This is a genomic window from Psychrobacter sp. ASPA161_6, from assembly GCF_051970285.1.
Classification (GTDB): Bacteria; Pseudomonadota; Gammaproteobacteria; order Pseudomonadales; family Moraxellaceae; genus Psychrobacter; species Psychrobacter glaciei.
This window is the reverse complement of sequence record NZ_JBEFNJ010000001.1, coordinates 915,883-930,746: the sequence shown is the minus strand read 5'-3', so window position 1 is coordinate 930,746 and position 14,864 is coordinate 915,883. Positions and strand designations below refer to the sequence as shown.

Sequence of the window (14,864 nt, the reverse complement as noted above, 5' to 3'; positions counted from 1 at the left end):
TATCATGCTACATAAGTGATAAGGCTTTAGACTGCTATCCATTGAAATACTATGTTTGCACTATATATTTTAGCAACATGGTATTTTTTTATTTTTAGTGTCGCGATGATGGTATTAAATCACCTGTTTGATAAAAAGCGACACAAACTATCAAGCTTGGTTATTTTACTTACCCTTATTGCTGGACAAAAAACTTTAGCAGCCAGCTATCCTATTACTAGTGAGTCAAGGTATAGCCAGCCATTAAAGTTAGCATCGTAAAAACAGATGAATGTATTTGCTTAATTAGCAAATGATTACATCAAGATTTTGCACGATGTCTTTGTCTCAATGACTTAATCATGACCTTACCTGTGTTTGACATATAGTTGTTTGGCCACTAGCCATATTTAGTTATCGATGAAGGAATCATCTGATTTATATCCTTCGCGTCGTTGTGCGTCCAGTTTTTAAAATTAATATAAAAACATTATTTTAGAACGCTTTGATAACGCACCGATAGCTGGCTGACGACAAACTACCCCACTAACTCTTAGAGAGAGTACGCTAGTGGCGCTATAGTCAAACAAGATAGAGTGGCATTTTTCCTATTAAAAGGTGCGACTTTATTTAAGATGCGATATCGATATATGTCAATATTATGGTCATATATTTGTACGTGTTCTTGCGGTAAGAAGGATGGCTAAAACTAGGAGACATCCATGCAGCGTATTACTTATCGTGTAAAAGTATCTGCGCAAGGGGCCAAACGCCGTATCTCATATTTACTGCGTCCATCTAAACGCCTACTGAACACTAAAAGTAACCTCGTTACATCCGTTAACCCTGTTACTTCAAGTCGTTTTGCCAGAACCAAAAAACTGGCACAAGTTTCTAGTATTGCCCTGCTCTCTTTACCAGCTGAGAGTTTTACTACCATGGATTCACAAGTGCCAACTTATGATCATGTCATGCTGGAGAATACCTTGACCATCGCCGCTGTCCCTGGAGATAGCACTTATTTTGCGACGGACGGTTTTCAGCACGGCTTCGGTTATGATCTGGTACGTACCTACGCTGATGAGCTGGGCGTAGACGTCAATCTAAAAGCCTATGCCAGTGAAAAAGCTGCTCTCAGAGCGGTGAAATCAGGTAATGCTGATATGGCGTTGACGACAGCCAGCACCCAACTCAAAAGCCAGCTAAATTTGTCTTCCGTCAATGTCAGCTGCGGTTATGATGCCAGCTTGACCAAAAATGGTCTACATCCCAAGGTCAGCTGGACTTTCAATTCAGCCAATGATCCGCTATCGCAAAAAGCCAGTTACTTCTTGTGCGACAGTATCAAGCTTGAAAACACCCAAAAGCTAGCGGCTTTTTATAATCAGAACTTGCTAAAAGATGCTTATAGTCAGGATCACTTCCAAAGAACGCTTACGGAAAAACTGCCTGATTATCAATCCTCGTTTGAAGAGCAAGCGCGCAACTACAATCACGACTGGGAATTGCTGGTGGCCATGGGTTATCAAGAGTCACATTTAGACGCCAATGCAGTATCGCCAACAGGTGTACGCGGGCTAATGATGCTGACCAACAATACAGCAAAAGCCATGGGCGTCTCAGATCGCGTCGACCCTTATCAAAGCATCGGTGGTGGCGCACGTTACTTAGAGCAAATGAAGTCAGACTTTGCTGATGTACCCAAAACTGACCGTATTTGGTTTGCCCTTGCTGGCTATAATATGGGGCCGAATGCGGTAAAAAGCATTCAACGTAAACTGAGAGCTCAAGGTATTGATGACAAAAGCTGGGCAAATATCTATGCTTACCTTGCTGAAAACAGAGCGTCCAACAGCCGTTATGGGCAAGCAATGCACTACGTTAGCAACATCAGAAGCTATCTTGAGACTATTAAAACTCAGACTGTTTAAGTGATTGTTTTCTAAGTGATTGTTTTAGTCTCATTTTGTCAGCCTTATTGTGTGAGTCTCGTTCTAAGATAGAGTTAAAAAAACTTTTTGGTGAATTTATTTTAGGATGGAATACACAATAAAAAAAGCGCCTAGCGATATCGTTAGGCGCTTTTTTATTGTTATTTCAATCTTTACAACCGTTTAAAATACGCGGTTAAGACCATTTAGCGCCGCGACGCGATAGGCTTCTGCCATCGTTGGATAATTAAAGGTCGTATTTACGAAGTACTCAAGCGTATTGTTACACTTCATGACCGCTTGTCCAATATGGATAATCTCTGAGGCGTGGTTGCCGTAGCAATGAATCCCCAATATCTCAAGGGTCTCACGGTGGAATAATATCTTTAATACCCCTGTACGCTCACCGATGATCTGGGCGCGAGCGAGATGCTTAAAGAAGGCTTGTCCGACTTCATAAGGTACTTGTTCATCCGTTAGCTCCTGCTCGGTCTTACCGATACTGGAGATTTCTGGAATGGTATAAATACCAGTAGGAACGCTCGATACTGGCTCTGCGTCGCTATCACCAACCATAAAGGCTGCTGCACAGCGACCTTGGTCATAAGCAGCAGAAGCCAGAGATGGCCAGCCAATCACATCACCAGCTGCATAGATATTTTCGATATCAGTACGGTAGGTATCATCCACTTTCAGTTGACCACGACTATTGGCCTCTAAGCCGATGGCCTCCAAGTTTAAGCCTTCCGTATTACCTGAGCGACCATTAGACCAAAGAATCGCATCAGACTTGATTTTTTTACCACTTTTTAAATGCAAAATCACACAGTCATCGTGAGTCTCAAGATGATCAATCTCTTCGTTATTGCGGATAAGGACGCCAAATTGTCTAAAGTCATGTGCTAGCGCATCACTGATTTCACTATCTAAGTAGCTGAGCAGCTTACCCTGATTGTTGATCAAGTCGACTTTATAGCCCAGACCGGTAAAGATAGAGGCGTACTCACAGCCGATCACCCCAGCACCATAAATGATGATTTTTTTGACCACATAATCCATTTGCAGGATTTTATCCGAATCAAAAACGCGCGGATGATTGAAATCTAAAATCTCAGGACGATAAGGGCGGCTACCAACGGTAATGATGGCTTTGTTAAAGGTAACGGTTTCAAAGACATTTTCATCAAGCTCAACACGAATGGTATGCGCATCGGTAAAGCTTGCCCAGCCATGAATCACTTCAATCTGATTGCGCTCATAAAAGCGAGTATGGGTGCTAACTTGATTGCGTATCACTTTACGAGCGTTCGCAAGCACCTTGTTTAGTGGTACTTGGTGATACTCCATCGCCTTGGTAAACATAGGATCACGGCGAAAGTTAATCAAGTTAAATACTGATTGGCGTAACGCTTTACTCGGAATCGTACCGACATGAGTAGAGTTGCCCCCGACTTGCTCACGCGGATCGATAACCACGACTTTTTTGCCTGATTTAGCAAGCTTCATGGCGGCCGCTTCACCAGCGGGACCCGCACCCAACACCACCGCATCATATTCAAACTGATGCTTGTCACCCTTGATACGCTCAGAGTCTCTAGTAAATCCTGACTTTACATCAATACGTGTATCATCTAGCGGATTGACCAAGTCAGGGTGGTGCATGATGTCGTCGGTGACTTGCTCATGTGTTTGTTCGATTTTTTCTTTTTTATTTTTGTCTTCCGTATGTTCAGGATTTGGCGCGGCGCCGCTTTTTTTATTAGATACTTCGGTATGAATGTCTTCACCAGTGTCATTGGTAGCATCGCTAGTATTTTTGCTTCCCATTGTGTCCTCTTTATTTCTTTGTTTGTCTGTCTTTAGGCTATGAATGAATCAATGCAAAGATGCGTCAGGGTCATGCTGCTAAGGAGTGCCCACCATACGTTGTGATAGGACGTTTTGCAATGTCCAATGCCCTGTCAAGCTTTGTTTGCCTTCATCTATTTGTGGACGTGCACTAATTATATACTCGGTGCCAAGGCTCGGTTTAAAATCATCGATCCAATCATAAGGAATCTGAAACACGCTGCCATCTTTGCTCGATTTGGCCAACAAGCACTGCATCGGTAACGCTGAAGCGCACGCCACACGATTTGGCATGACAGTAAGCGTTTGCGCTTCACCCAACACAATCGTTGGAACATAACGGGGCTCAGGTACCGGCTCACGTGCAAATGGCGAGGTCTGACAAGCACTAAGCAAAGTCGCCGCGCTTAATAACAGGCTAGTAAGTAATAAAGGTGTCTTTCTAGACTTATAAGATGAACTCATAATATTCTCTATATGGTAAAGGCATTGTTTTAAGTGAAATTATTTTAAATGAGACTGTTTTATACAAAATGGTACAAATTATTTTTGTTAACGCTAATGTCTTATTAGCCACTAGCATTAACCAATACGGCGTTTAAGACCCGTCATCTGCAAGATACGTGTGGCAATTTCTTCAACCGACATCTCTGATACGTCTAAGCTAGGAATACCATGAGTGATATAAATACCTTGTATCGCCCGCTGCTCTTGCTGGCACTGCTGATAGCTTGAATAACGACTGCCTGCACGGCGTTCTTGACGAATTTTGACCAAGCGATCGGTATCAATGAGCAGACCGAACAATTTGTCTTTGTGCTCACGCAACGCTTTTGGTAATTGATTGTCGTACAAATCATCTTCGGTCAAAGGATAGTTGGCCGCACGGATACCGAATTGTAAGGCTAGATATAATGACGTTGGGGTTTTGCCTGAGCGTGAGACTCCAACCAGAATGATATCGGCCGCGTCATAATGACGTGTGCGTGCGCCATCGTCATTGTCCAAGGCAAAATGAACCGCGTCGATACGTTCCTTGTAGGTTTCAGAATCGACATCATCGTGTGCATGACCTGAGTGTCCGTCTGGCTCCACCCCAGTCTCTTCGGCAACACGACCAATCAAACCCTCGTACATATCTAAGTTACAGCTGGTCGCTGAGTTGATTTTTTCGCGAATTTCAGAGTTAACAATGGTATCGAATACCAAAGGCAACACACCATCGCGTTGATAAGCCATGTTAATTTGCTCAACAGCGTCTTCGGCGCGCTCTAAACTATCGACATAAGGCAGTACACGCGTCTCAAAAGGAACGGAAGCAAACTGACTTAAAATAGCACGTCCAAGAGTCTCAGCCGTAATAGCCGTACCATCAGAGATAAAAAATGCACTTCTTATGGTTTGCGAATTGTCTAAGTTTAACGCATCATGATTTTGTATCGTCGGCTTATTTTGTTCAGATAGATTGCTTGAGTACATAACTTTGATACCTCGGTTGAAACCCTAATATTGGCCTGTAACTGGCTTATTTTTTTGACTGTCTTTTGATCAGTCATCATATTTTAATGATTGATTCAATTATTCGCGCAGGGCGTTTCACTTTTCATTATACGCATAATAGAAGCTCAATAGAAATCAATGTTGTCGACAAGCGACGACAAACACCCCGCTATTTCTCTCGATATTGTCCTGCACAATTTCGTTTTATTGACTATATAAGTACCCATAATAAGTCCCCAATATAAGTCCCAATATTATGTTCTATATATAGTAGTAAAAATCCTAGGAGTATTTTTGGACAGATTTTACTCATATTTAGGGGTTTTGATGACAATTATGGCACCCTATTATTTCGGTAGCATTGACATTTTGGCTCGGTCTTAAAAGTAAAACCGTCAGGCAGCTGACGTAAATTATGTAGCAAACCCGACAATTTGTATCTTTTTGACGAATTTTTTGGTTCTAGGTCTCGAAATTATCCAAATATAGGGGTATAATTGACCGTTATAATCTTTACTAAATAACCTTATTTTCTGGAGTTATCATGGCAGCGCAATCTACAGCACTTGTAATCAATCTTGATCAGCTAGGAAAAGACGACATTGAGATGGTCGGCGGTAAGAACGCCTCATTAGGTGAAATGATCAGCCATTTGTCTGATTTGGGTGTTAGTGTTCCAGGCGGATTTGCCACCACTTCAAATGCATTTAACCGTTTTTTGAACGAAACTGGCTTGCTTGACAAAATCAACAGCGAGCTAAAAACATTAGATGTTAATGATGTAAAAAAACTTGCAGAAACGGGTAAAAAAATTCGTACGTGGATTATTGAGCAAGAGCTGCCAAGCGATCTAGAGCAAGAAGTGCGTCAGTCATTTGAAACCATGAGTGGCGGCGATGACATCGCGGTTGCTGTCCGTTCTTCTGCGACTGCCGAAGATTTGCCAGATGCCTCATTTGCCGGTCAGCAAGAGACTTTCCTAAACATTCGCGGTATTGATAACGTTCTGATTGCGATTAAAGAAGTATTTGCGTCTCTTTATAACGACCGCGCAATCTCTTATCGTGTACACAAAGGTTTTGAGCACGAAGGCGTTGCATTGTCTGCTGCTGTACAGCGCATGGTACGCTCAGAGACGGGTGCTGCTGGTGTGATGTTCACGCTAGATACAGAGAGTGGTTTTGATCAAGTGGTCTTTATCACCTCAAGCTATGGCCTAGGTGAAATGGTCGTACAGGGTGCGGTTAACCCAGATGAATTCTATATCTCTAAGCAATTGCTAGCCAATGGCAAACCTTCGGTTATTCGCCGTAACCTAGGCAGCAAGCATAAGAAAATGATCTACGGTGATGAAGGCAGTACGACTAAGTCTGTCAAAACCGTTGATGTTGAAAAACAAGATCGCATGCAGTTCTCGCTATCTACCGAAGAGCTGACCTCACTTGCCAAGCAAGCGATGACCATTGAAAAGCATTACGGTCAAGCGATGGATATCGAATGGGCAAAAGATGGCGATACCAATGAAATCTTTATCGTTCAAGCCCGTCCAGAAACCGTAAAAAGCCGCCAAGACAGCAATGTCATGGAACGTTATATCATCAATACAACTGATGCAAAAATCTTGTGCGAAGGCCGCTCAATTGGTCAACGCATTGGTGCGGGTAAAGTACGTATCGTTAGCAACCTAAACGAGATGGACAAAGTACAAGACGGCGACGTCCTCGTATCAGACATGACCGATCCAGATTGGGAACCAGTCATGAAGCGTGCCTCTGCCATCATCACTAACCGTGGTGGTCGTACCTGTCATGCAGCTATTATCGCCCGTGAGCTTGGTGTACCGGCTATCGTCGGTTGTGGTAATGCCACTGAGCTATTGGTTGATGGTCAAGATGTCACTGTTTCTTGTGCCGAAGGTGATACTGGTTTCATTTATGAAAGCCAAATTGACTTTGAAATACAGACCAACTCTGTTGAATCTATGCCAGATCTTGCCTTTAAGATTATGATGAACGTTGGTAATCCAGATCGCGCCTTCTCTTTCACCCAAATGCCGAACGAAGGTATTGGTCTTGCGCGTCTTGAATTCATCATCAACCGTATGATTGGTGTGCATCCAAAAGCTTTGCTAAACATGAACAGCTTGCCACGTGAGATATCACAAGCAATCCAAGAGCGTATCGCTGGTTATGCTTCACCTGTTGACTTTTATGTTGATAAATTGGTCGAAGGCATCTCAACACTAGCGGTTGCCTTTATGGATCAGCCAGTTATCGTTCGCATGTCAGATTTTAAATCAAACGAATACGCTAACTTGCTTGGTGGTAAGTTATACGAGCCGTCAGAAGAAAACCCAATGTTGGGCTTCCGTGGTGCCAGTCGTTATGTCTCTGATAACTTCCGTGATTGCTTTGAGCTTGAGTGTAAAGCCCTAAAGCGCGTACGTGATGAGATGGGTCTGACCAACGTCGAAATTATGATTCCATTTGTCCGTACCGTTGACGAAGCCGCCCAAGTTATTGAGTTACTCGAGAAAAACGGTCTAAAACGTGGTGAGAACGGCCTACGCATCATTATGATGTGTGAGCTACCAACCAACGCGTTATTAGCAGAAGAGTTCTTAGAACACTTCGATGGCTTCTCTATCGGCTCTAACGATTTGACTCAGCTAACGCTTGGTCTTGACCGTGACTCAGGTATCGTCTCGCATCTATTTGATGAGCGTGACCCTGCTGTTAAGAAGTTACTGTCTATGGCGATTGATGCTTGCCGCAAAGCGGGTAAGTATGTCGGTATCTGTGGTCAAGGTCCATCAGACCATCCAGATCTTGCGTTCTGGCTCATGGAGCAAGGTATCAGCTCAGTGTCATTGAACCCTGATTCAGTACTAGATACTTGGTTCTTCTTAGCTGGTGAAGAAGCAAAGTAAGCCGTAATTTAAGTCACAGCGGTAATTCACACAGTCATTGAAGATACAACCATTAGGGTCTATTTGAAAAATCTTGAATAGACCCTAATACTATGTCTTACAGTAGCGACTTAATATATGACTAACTATGCAGGCAATTATGCAGATTTTCTTAGCTCGAAATAACGTACAAGCCGGTCCATATAATTTGGATCAGCTCAATATTATGCTGACGTCTGGTGAGGTTTTACTGGATGATTTGATCTGGCACGACGGCTTAGACCAATGGCAGCGAGTTGGTAACTTGACGAACAATCAAGGGGTTTATCGACCTACTAGCATCAGCAGCCCTGAGGTTAATGACTCTATCGTCAATAATGTCACCGTATTTCCCGAAGACACTGAAACCAGTAGCACTAAAGACGGAAAAAGCGTGTCGTTAGACAGACTATATGGTAAGCCTGAACGTCCAAAAGACAATGCCAAAGCAGATATGACCAGCAACCGTCATCACACACCGCATAATAATGTGTCATTAAATAAAACGGCTGCTAATAAGAATATCACAGCCAAAGATAAAGTCGTTGGCGATGTAGTACTAGCCCCGATCATGTCGCGCATATTGGCAACTGCGCTCAATGGCTTATTGTACTTGCTAGCCATCTTTCCACTTGGATTAGCATTAACCAAAATGGATGTGGACTATAGCAAGTTTCAAAATATCCAAGACATGGATGCCGCTTATCAATATTCAATGACGCTGATGGAGAGCCTTCCAAGTAGCACATTGATGATATCGCAAGTCATGGTTTTTGGCTTGTTTGCCCTGCAGTTAGTATTTATCACCATGCGTGGTCAATCACTGGGCAAGCTGATTACAGGTATTCGCGTCGTGGATCAAACCACGCATCGTCTGCCTTCTTTTATCAAGCTTATCGGCACACGTACTTTGCTATTGTTCATTATTTACAATTTACTGTTTTCATTCACCAGCTTTTTAGGTTTTGTGATTGTCGCCATTCATTATTATATGGCCTCAAAAAGCCCGCAAAATATCGGCTGGCATGACAAGCTTGCCAAAACATTGGTGGTAAAAGCAGATAGCAGTCAATTGGTAAAACAGCCCAAAGTAAAATAGCAACGTTTTGAGCGTTTTATCAAAACTAAGTCTTAGATGATGTCAAAAAGTAGCGTTTCATCGTAGCTTTTTATTGATACAGATCATTGATACAAAGAAATTTACTGTTTTCATGTTTTTATTGGCAGCTACGCAACGATTAACCTTTGTGTTAATCGTTGCGTACTGTTATAATACGGCGCTTTATAAACTAAGCTTTTTTCCTATTATATTTTGTTATATTTGATGGGAATACAGCTTACCTTATAAATCTCCTTGCTATTAACATAGGGTTAATAGCTACTAATCCGTAAGGAGTCATAATGCGACATTACGAACTGGTGTTAATTGTACACCCAGACCAAAGCGACCAAGTGGTCGGCATGGTTGAACGCTATATCAAGTTAGTTCAAGACAACAACGGTGTTATCCATCGTTTAGAAGATTGGGGCCGTCGTCAACTGGCTTACCCAATCAACAAGATTCACAAAGCTCATTACGTTCTTTTCAACATTGAAACTGACGGTGAGACTTTGGCTGAGCTTGAAGAATTATTCCGTTATAACGACGCGATCATTCGTAGTCTAGTTATGCGCCGTGACGACGCTGTCACTGAAGAGTCGCAGTTAGCCAAGAATGCCGATGAAAAACGCGCACGCAAAGCAACTACTCGTCGTCCAGACAGTCGTGAAAACGATAATGACGACAACGACAACAGTGAAGACTAATTAAAGGAGAATACTCATGGCACGTTTCTATCGCCGTCGCAAATTCTGCCGTTTCACTGCTGAAGGCATCACTCACATCGATTATAAAGATGTTGAATTGCTAAAACAGTATATCAGTGATAATGGTAAAATCGTACCAAGCCGCATTACCGGTACATCTACTAAATATCAGCGTCAACTAGCTACTGCTATCAAGCAAGCTCGTTACTTATCGCTACTTCCATACACTGATAACCATCAGGGTTAACCGTTAACTAGGAATGACTCATGCAAATTATTTTGTTACAGCGTATCGTCAACCTTGGTAAACTCGGTGAAACTGTCGATGTAAAACCAGGTTACGGACGTAACTTTCTTATCCCATTGGGCAAAGCTCTACCTGCTAATAAAGCTAACATTGAAAAGTTCGAAACACGTCGTGCCGAACTTGAAGCTGAAGAAGCGAAAGAAGTAGCTGTTGCTCAAGAACGTGCTGATGCATTGACTGACGTTAATGTTATCATGCGTGCTAAATCAGGTGACGAAGGCAAGCTATTCGGCTCTATCGGTACTCGTGATATCGCTGAAGCATTGACTAACTCAGGTCTAGAAGTAGACCGTGCTGAAATCAAGCTACCTGAAGGCACACTACGTCAAGTGGGCGAATATAATGTTGATATTCAACTACATCATGACGTTACTGCTAGCATCTTAGTCACTATCCTATCTGAAGATGGCGATGACCAAGATACAGCTGAAGAAGCTACAGACGAGAATGACGATTATTCTGAAGAGTAATCTTTGAAATAGTTAGACTCAGTCTATAAAAAGCCAGCAACCTTGTGTTGCTGGCTTTTTTTATGTCAATTCATTCAGCGCACACATCGGCTCAATCTCTTAATCCAATGACTCAGCCAACACTTCATAGATCCTAGCGTCTGATGCTTGTGCGACATTGAAACGCATAAAATTCTCAGCGTTCTGAGCTTGACTAAAGACATTACCCGGAGCCAATAACACGCCCTTTGCTAAGCAAGCGTTTGCTAATTCAGCCGCGTTGTTGCCATCAGGTAGCTGACACCAAAGAAACATGCCAGCTTGTGGTAATAGACAGGGCGCTATACCCAATTTAGCCAAGCGTGGTAACGTTTGCGAGCGTGCTTTTGCCAAGCGTAGATGCATAGCATTCATATGTTTGCGGTAACCACTATCTGTCAATGCAGATAAAACCACTGCTGCCGCCAGCTGCCCACCACCAAAACCTGTGGCTATTTTTAAGTCTAATAGACTCTCTACCCAAGCAGTTGGTGCCGCAATATAACCGCAGCGCAATGATGCAGATAAGGTTTTAGAAAAGCTACCGATATAGAATACTTGCGATAAACCATCTAATGCTGCCAACCTAGTTGCTGGAGTAACCTCAAAGTCCGCAAAAATGTCATCTTCAATGATATATAACCCAGCGGATTGTGCCAGTTGCAACACTTTATAGGCTGTGGCTGGTGACAATGTGGCGCCCGTAGGGTTATGTATCGCGGCATTGGTTATATAAAGGCGCGGCTTATGCTCATCTAATACTGCAGCGAATACATCAACATCCGGCCCAGTAGAGGTGTAAGGTACTCCTACCACCTTTACCCGATGTGCTTTTAATAACGCATGAAAATTAAAGTAACAAGGATCATCTACGACTACGGTATCACCTGGTGTCAATAAAAAACGACAAATCAAATCTATGGCCTGCGTACCAGACTCAGTCAACATGACCTGCGACGGTTCCGCGTTTATCCCCAAACCTACCATACGCCTAGTAAGTAGTTGGCGCAATTCTAATAATCCCAATGGCGTGGCATACTCGCTCATCACACTCGCACTGCCCTTTGCCACACTACGCAATCCGCGACGCATACCTTCTTCATATAGCCAGTCAGGCGGTAACCAGCCACATCCTGGCTTCAAAGCATTATCAGAAGTTTCAAGCGATTGCCTCGATACCCATAACGGATCTACGGCTCGATCAAGCTTTGGAGCAATATCTGCCAAGGATAGTGGTGGCGTAGACTCGGCAACGTAAAAGCCAGCACCTGGACGCGAGTATATAATCCCATCAGCTTGCAGCCGCTCATAAGCTTCTACGACTGTCGACGGTGAAAAACTGTGATTTTTAGCAGCGGCGCGTACTGAGGGTAAACGTGTACCGGGCATGTAGATGACAGTAGCAATCTTTGCTTTTACATCCGCTATTACCATCTCAATACGAGTCGATCCAATTTTCATAATTCTCTATTCCTTACCATGCCATTATTTATGCTTTACCAAGTCATGCTTCGCCGAAAAAGTTATTATGCTTGGCTACCATGAGTTGGCTCAAAGTCAGATAGATTTAAAATAGCATTTATCTGGTTTCAATGATCAAACATAGTGATACCAGCCTACCTTTAGTAAATACGCTTCATACTGTATGGGCCATTGACACCAAACAGTTCGGTATAATTGTACTGTATTGTACGTAGATAACCTACCAAACATTTGCTTTAATCAACGTATCAAAAATACAGTGGTAGGTTTATGAAAAACACAACTCAAGGTTGGATGAATGGGTTTATCGGCGTCGTTATCTTTGCAGGCTCTTTACCAGCTACCCGCTTAACAGTAATGGGTTTTGACCCTCTATTTTTGACTGGAACGCGTGCGACGTTAGCCGCGTTGCTCGCTATCGTCGTCTTAATAATATTCAAACAGCATCCACCCACCAAGGCTGACCTACCCGCTCTAAGTGTTGTCGCTCTAGGTGTGGTCATTGGTTTTCCTTTATTAAGCGCACTGGCTTTACAGCATGTCACCTCGGCACACGCCATTGTATTTTTAGGAATATTACCGCTATTCACTGCTATATTTGCCGTTTGGCGCGGTGATGAACGCCCACCCGCTTTATTTTGGTTATTTGCCCTGTTAGGTAGCACCTTTGTCGCTGGTTACGCGGCTATGAGCAGTAGTCATACGCCTTTGTTGGGAGGCTTACTAATGCTAGGCGCTGTCATCGCTTGTGCTCTAGGTTATGCAGAAGGCGCACGGTTATCACGCACTCTTGGCAGCTGGCAGGTGATTAGTTGGGCTTTGGTTTTATCATTACCAATGCTACTTCCCGTCACGTGGCTAACGTGGCCAAAGACATTCACAGACATCAATATTACCGCTTGGGCAGGATTATTCTATGTGTCTTTGTTCAGTAGGTTTATCGGATTTTTGTTTTGGTATCGTGGATTGGCATTAGGGGGTATTGCTGCTGTTGGGCAATTACAGTTGCTACAGCCTTTTATGGGTCTTATGCTAGCGGCAGGATTACTACATGAGACCGTTAGTCTTGGCATGGTAATAAGTACATTGGGAGCATTAGCTTGTGTGCTTGGCGCGAAAAAATTTGCGATGTAGATAACTTTTATTTATGAAAATCAATCGTTCACTATTAAAAATCAGATAACATAGAAGCACTTATATATTTAGGATTGTATGCTCAATCGCTTACTATTGCACCCACTTTTATAATGATATGTTTCAGCAACAAATAAGCTAAAAAACATATACTTAACAATAAGATACTCCTTATCAAAGCCTCTTTATTATTACTAGTTAAGTTGCTATTATCATTTTATCTTTTCATGAATGAGATAGAACTATATGATAAGCACTGACGATAAATTAATCTGCACACAAGGTAATGACTTTTATTTAGAAGGCGAAGTCTATACTGTAGGTATAGTCAGCTCAAAATAAAATTGTTATGGTTAGGACAAACATCATAAAACAATTTGGATAAGTCGTTTTCCATCCAGCCTTGGCGTAGAAACTTCACCTGAGCCCATTTCTTCTCAATAGGGTTCAAATCAGGGCTGTAGGGTGGCAGCCATAAAATGCGATGACCATGCCTATTCAGTAGCTTTTGAATACGCTTACTCTTATGAAATCTGGCATTATCCATCACAATCACGCATTTGGTTTTAAGACTTGGGATTAGCTTGTGTTTGCACCAGTGATAGAAGACGATGCTGTTGATGTTGTGCTTAAAGTAATCTAGGGCAAACAGCATCTTTTCATATAGAGCACCGATAACGTTGGTTCGCCTTTTACCTTGCCAGTTGTAGCTATCGATACAAGGCTCACCAATCGGTGCATAGCCATGAGAGCGAATGGTCTCGTGCTCAAAGCCGCTTTCGTCCATATATACAATGGGGTAGCCTTGCTGCTTAAAGTGCTCAAGCTTATTCTGATATATCGCTCTTTTGATCGGACAGGCTTTTGGATGTTCTAAAGTCTTTTTTTTGACTGATGCCTAGACGCTTTAGGGCATGATGAATGCCTGTTTTACTACAGTTTAGACGACGTGCTCGCTCATACTGGTAATCGTCGGGATGTTCTTTGACATCATTAAGTAGCACATCATCTGGTATTTTATAGGGTTTGGTTTGCCTGGTTGTTTTACTATGAACACGCCGCTTCCAGTTTTGTATGGTGGTTGGGCTCAGATTATAAAACTCAGCTGCCTCGGCAAAGGTCATACCCTCGTCTAAGCTTTTTAGTACTTGTTTGCGAAAATCTAGCGAGTAAGTCATGGTCTTTATAATAACAATTGAATTTGATAGTTAGTTTATAACACTTTTAGGTGGGATTGACTATAGAATCGTTAACAATAAGTACTTCCAGTTGCTAACCGGTAGCAACGATGATCATTGGTATGCCACTTTAGGTGACCAAGGGATTTATGTAAGCTTCGACTCTATGACTGCTCAAAGCAGCAAGGCTTGGTTTGATAAAATAGCTTAGTAAAATCCTTATTCCCGCATTTATATATTTTGCCTAAGAAAATTTGTATACGC

Annotated in this window: 13 protein-coding genes; 7 read left to right on the top strand and 6 right to left on the bottom strand. The window is 42.6% G+C overall.

Annotated features, from left to right (window positions below; genetic code table 11):
• Window positions 1–701: 701 nt before the first annotated feature.
• Complete coding sequence (locus ACTQ9T_RS03830) at window positions 702–1,910, top strand: transglycosylase SLT domain-containing protein (RefSeq protein ID WP_189581371.1); 1,209 nt, start codon at window positions 702–704, stop codon at window positions 1,908–1,910.
• A gap of 183 nt (window positions 1,911–2,093) precedes the next feature.
• Here ACTQ9T_RS03830 and sthA read toward each other — a convergent pair whose 3' ends face one another.
• From sthA to ppsR, 3 genes are all read right to left on the bottom strand, one after another.
• Window positions 2,094–3,737 (bottom strand): Si-specific NAD(P)(+) transhydrogenase, encoded by a 1,644-nt coding sequence (gene sthA / locus ACTQ9T_RS03825; RefSeq protein WP_227669838.1) that lies wholly within the window; start codon window positions 3,735–3,737, stop codon window positions 2,094–2,096.
• Between the two features lie 78 nt (window positions 3,738–3,815).
• The gene (locus tag ACTQ9T_RS03820; RefSeq protein ID WP_440464121.1) at window positions 3,816–4,223 is read right to left on the bottom strand and encodes a hypothetical protein; all 408 of its coding nucleotides are present in this window, start codon (window positions 4,221–4,223) and stop codon (window positions 3,816–3,818) included.
• 117 nt (window positions 4,224–4,340) lie between these two features.
• A complete protein-coding gene (ppsR, locus tag ACTQ9T_RS03815; protein ID WP_227669839.1) occupies window positions 4,341–5,237 on the bottom strand; it encodes a posphoenolpyruvate synthetase regulatory kinase/phosphorylase PpsR in 897 nt (298 codons plus the stop codon).
• A gap of 565 nt (window positions 5,238–5,802) precedes the next feature.
• Here ppsR and ppsA point away from each other — a divergent pair.
• The 5 genes from ppsA to rplI all read left to right on the top strand — a co-directional run bounded on the left by ppsA (window position 5,803) and on the right by rplI (window position 10,788).
• On the top strand, window positions 5,803–8,187 hold the full coding sequence (gene ppsA, locus ACTQ9T_RS03810; RefSeq protein ID WP_189581369.1) for a phosphoenolpyruvate synthase: 2,385 nt from the start codon (window positions 5,803–5,805) through the stop codon (window positions 8,185–8,187).
• A gap of 127 nt (window positions 8,188–8,314) precedes the next feature.
• A complete protein-coding gene (locus ACTQ9T_RS03805) occupies window positions 8,315–9,304 on the top strand; it encodes an RDD family protein (RefSeq protein WP_415196776.1) in 990 nt (329 codons plus the stop codon).
• Between the two features lie 302 nt (window positions 9,305–9,606).
• Window positions 9,607–10,011, top strand: a complete 405-nt coding sequence (rpsF, locus tag ACTQ9T_RS03800) for a 30S ribosomal protein S6 (protein WP_010198801.1) — start codon at window positions 9,607–9,609, stop codon at window positions 10,009–10,011.
• A gap of 16 nt (window positions 10,012–10,027) precedes the next feature.
• On the top strand, window positions 10,028–10,258 hold the full coding sequence (gene rpsR / locus ACTQ9T_RS03795) for a 30S ribosomal protein S18 (protein WP_010198808.1): 231 nt from the start codon (window positions 10,028–10,030) through the stop codon (window positions 10,256–10,258).
• Window positions 10,259–10,278: 20 nt separating this feature from the next.
• Entirely contained in the window at window positions 10,279–10,788 is a 510-nt protein-coding gene (gene rplI, locus ACTQ9T_RS03790) for a 50S ribosomal protein L9 (protein WP_440464120.1), read from the top strand.
• 99 nt (window positions 10,789–10,887) lie between these two features.
• Here rplI and ACTQ9T_RS03785 read toward each other — a convergent pair whose 3' ends face one another.
• Window positions 10,888–12,267, bottom strand: a complete 1,380-nt coding sequence (locus ACTQ9T_RS03785) for a PLP-dependent aminotransferase family protein (RefSeq protein WP_440464119.1) — start codon at window positions 12,265–12,267, stop codon at window positions 10,888–10,890.
• Window positions 12,268–12,558: 291 nt separating this feature from the next.
• Here ACTQ9T_RS03785 and ACTQ9T_RS03780 point away from each other — a divergent pair, with 291 nt between their 5' ends.
• Window positions 12,559–13,422, top strand: a complete 864-nt coding sequence (locus ACTQ9T_RS03780; RefSeq protein WP_440464118.1) for a DMT family transporter — start codon at window positions 12,559–12,561, stop codon at window positions 13,420–13,422.
• A 328-nt stretch (window positions 13,423–13,750) separates the two neighbouring features.
• Here the strand turns inward: ACTQ9T_RS03780 and ACTQ9T_RS03775 are convergent, their stop codons facing one another.
• Together ACTQ9T_RS03775 and ACTQ9T_RS03770 are read right to left on the bottom strand one after the other, a co-directional pair.
• The gene (locus ACTQ9T_RS03775; RefSeq protein WP_037025933.1) at window positions 13,751–14,263 is read right to left on the bottom strand and encodes an IS630 family transposase; all 513 of its coding nucleotides are present in this window, start codon (window positions 14,261–14,263) and stop codon (window positions 13,751–13,753) included.
• Window positions 14,250–14,600, bottom strand: a complete 351-nt coding sequence (locus ACTQ9T_RS03770) for an IS630 transposase-related protein (RefSeq protein WP_025653320.1) — start codon at window positions 14,598–14,600, stop codon at window positions 14,250–14,252. Before ACTQ9T_RS03770 ends, ACTQ9T_RS03775 begins: the two co-directional genes overlap by 14 nt.
• Between the last annotated feature and the right edge of the window lie 264 nt (window positions 14,601–14,864).

What these genes read in the sequence shown, in the direction of transcription:
- ACTQ9T_RS03830 (WP_189581371.1), top strand. Translation starts at nt 702, where the DNA reads ATGCAGCGTATTACTTATCGTGTAAAAGTATCTGCGCAAGGGGCCAAA.
- sthA (WP_227669838.1), bottom strand. Translation starts at nt 3,737, where the DNA reads ATGGGAAGCAAAAATACTAGCGATGCTACCAATGACACTGGTGAAGAC.
- ACTQ9T_RS03820 (WP_440464121.1), bottom strand. Translation starts at nt 4,223, where the DNA reads ATGAGTTCATCTTATAAGTCTAGAAAGACACCTTTATTACTTACTAGC.
- ppsR (WP_227669839.1), bottom strand. Translation starts at nt 5,237, where the DNA reads ATGTACTCAAGCAATCTATCTGAACAAAATAAGCCGACGATACAAAAT.
- ppsA (WP_189581369.1), top strand. Translation starts at nt 5,803, where the DNA reads ATGGCAGCGCAATCTACAGCACTTGTAATCAATCTTGATCAGCTAGGA.
- ACTQ9T_RS03805 (WP_415196776.1), top strand. Translation starts at nt 8,315, where the DNA reads ATGCAGGCAATTATGCAGATTTTCTTAGCTCGAAATAACGTACAAGCC.
- rpsF (WP_010198801.1), top strand. Translation starts at nt 9,607, where the DNA reads ATGCGACATTACGAACTGGTGTTAATTGTACACCCAGACCAAAGCGAC.
- rpsR (WP_010198808.1), top strand. Translation starts at nt 10,028, where the DNA reads ATGGCACGTTTCTATCGCCGTCGCAAATTCTGCCGTTTCACTGCTGAA.
- rplI (WP_440464120.1), top strand. Translation starts at nt 10,279, where the DNA reads ATGCAAATTATTTTGTTACAGCGTATCGTCAACCTTGGTAAACTCGGT.
- ACTQ9T_RS03785 (WP_440464119.1), bottom strand. Translation starts at nt 12,267, where the DNA reads ATGAAAATTGGATCGACTCGTATTGAGATGGTAATAGCGGATGTAAAA.
- ACTQ9T_RS03780 (WP_440464118.1), top strand. Translation starts at nt 12,559, where the DNA reads ATGAAAAACACAACTCAAGGTTGGATGAATGGGTTTATCGGCGTCGTT.
- ACTQ9T_RS03770 (WP_025653320.1), bottom strand. Translation starts at nt 14,600, where the DNA reads ATGACTTACTCGCTAGATTTTCGCAAACAAGTACTAAAAAGCTTAGAC.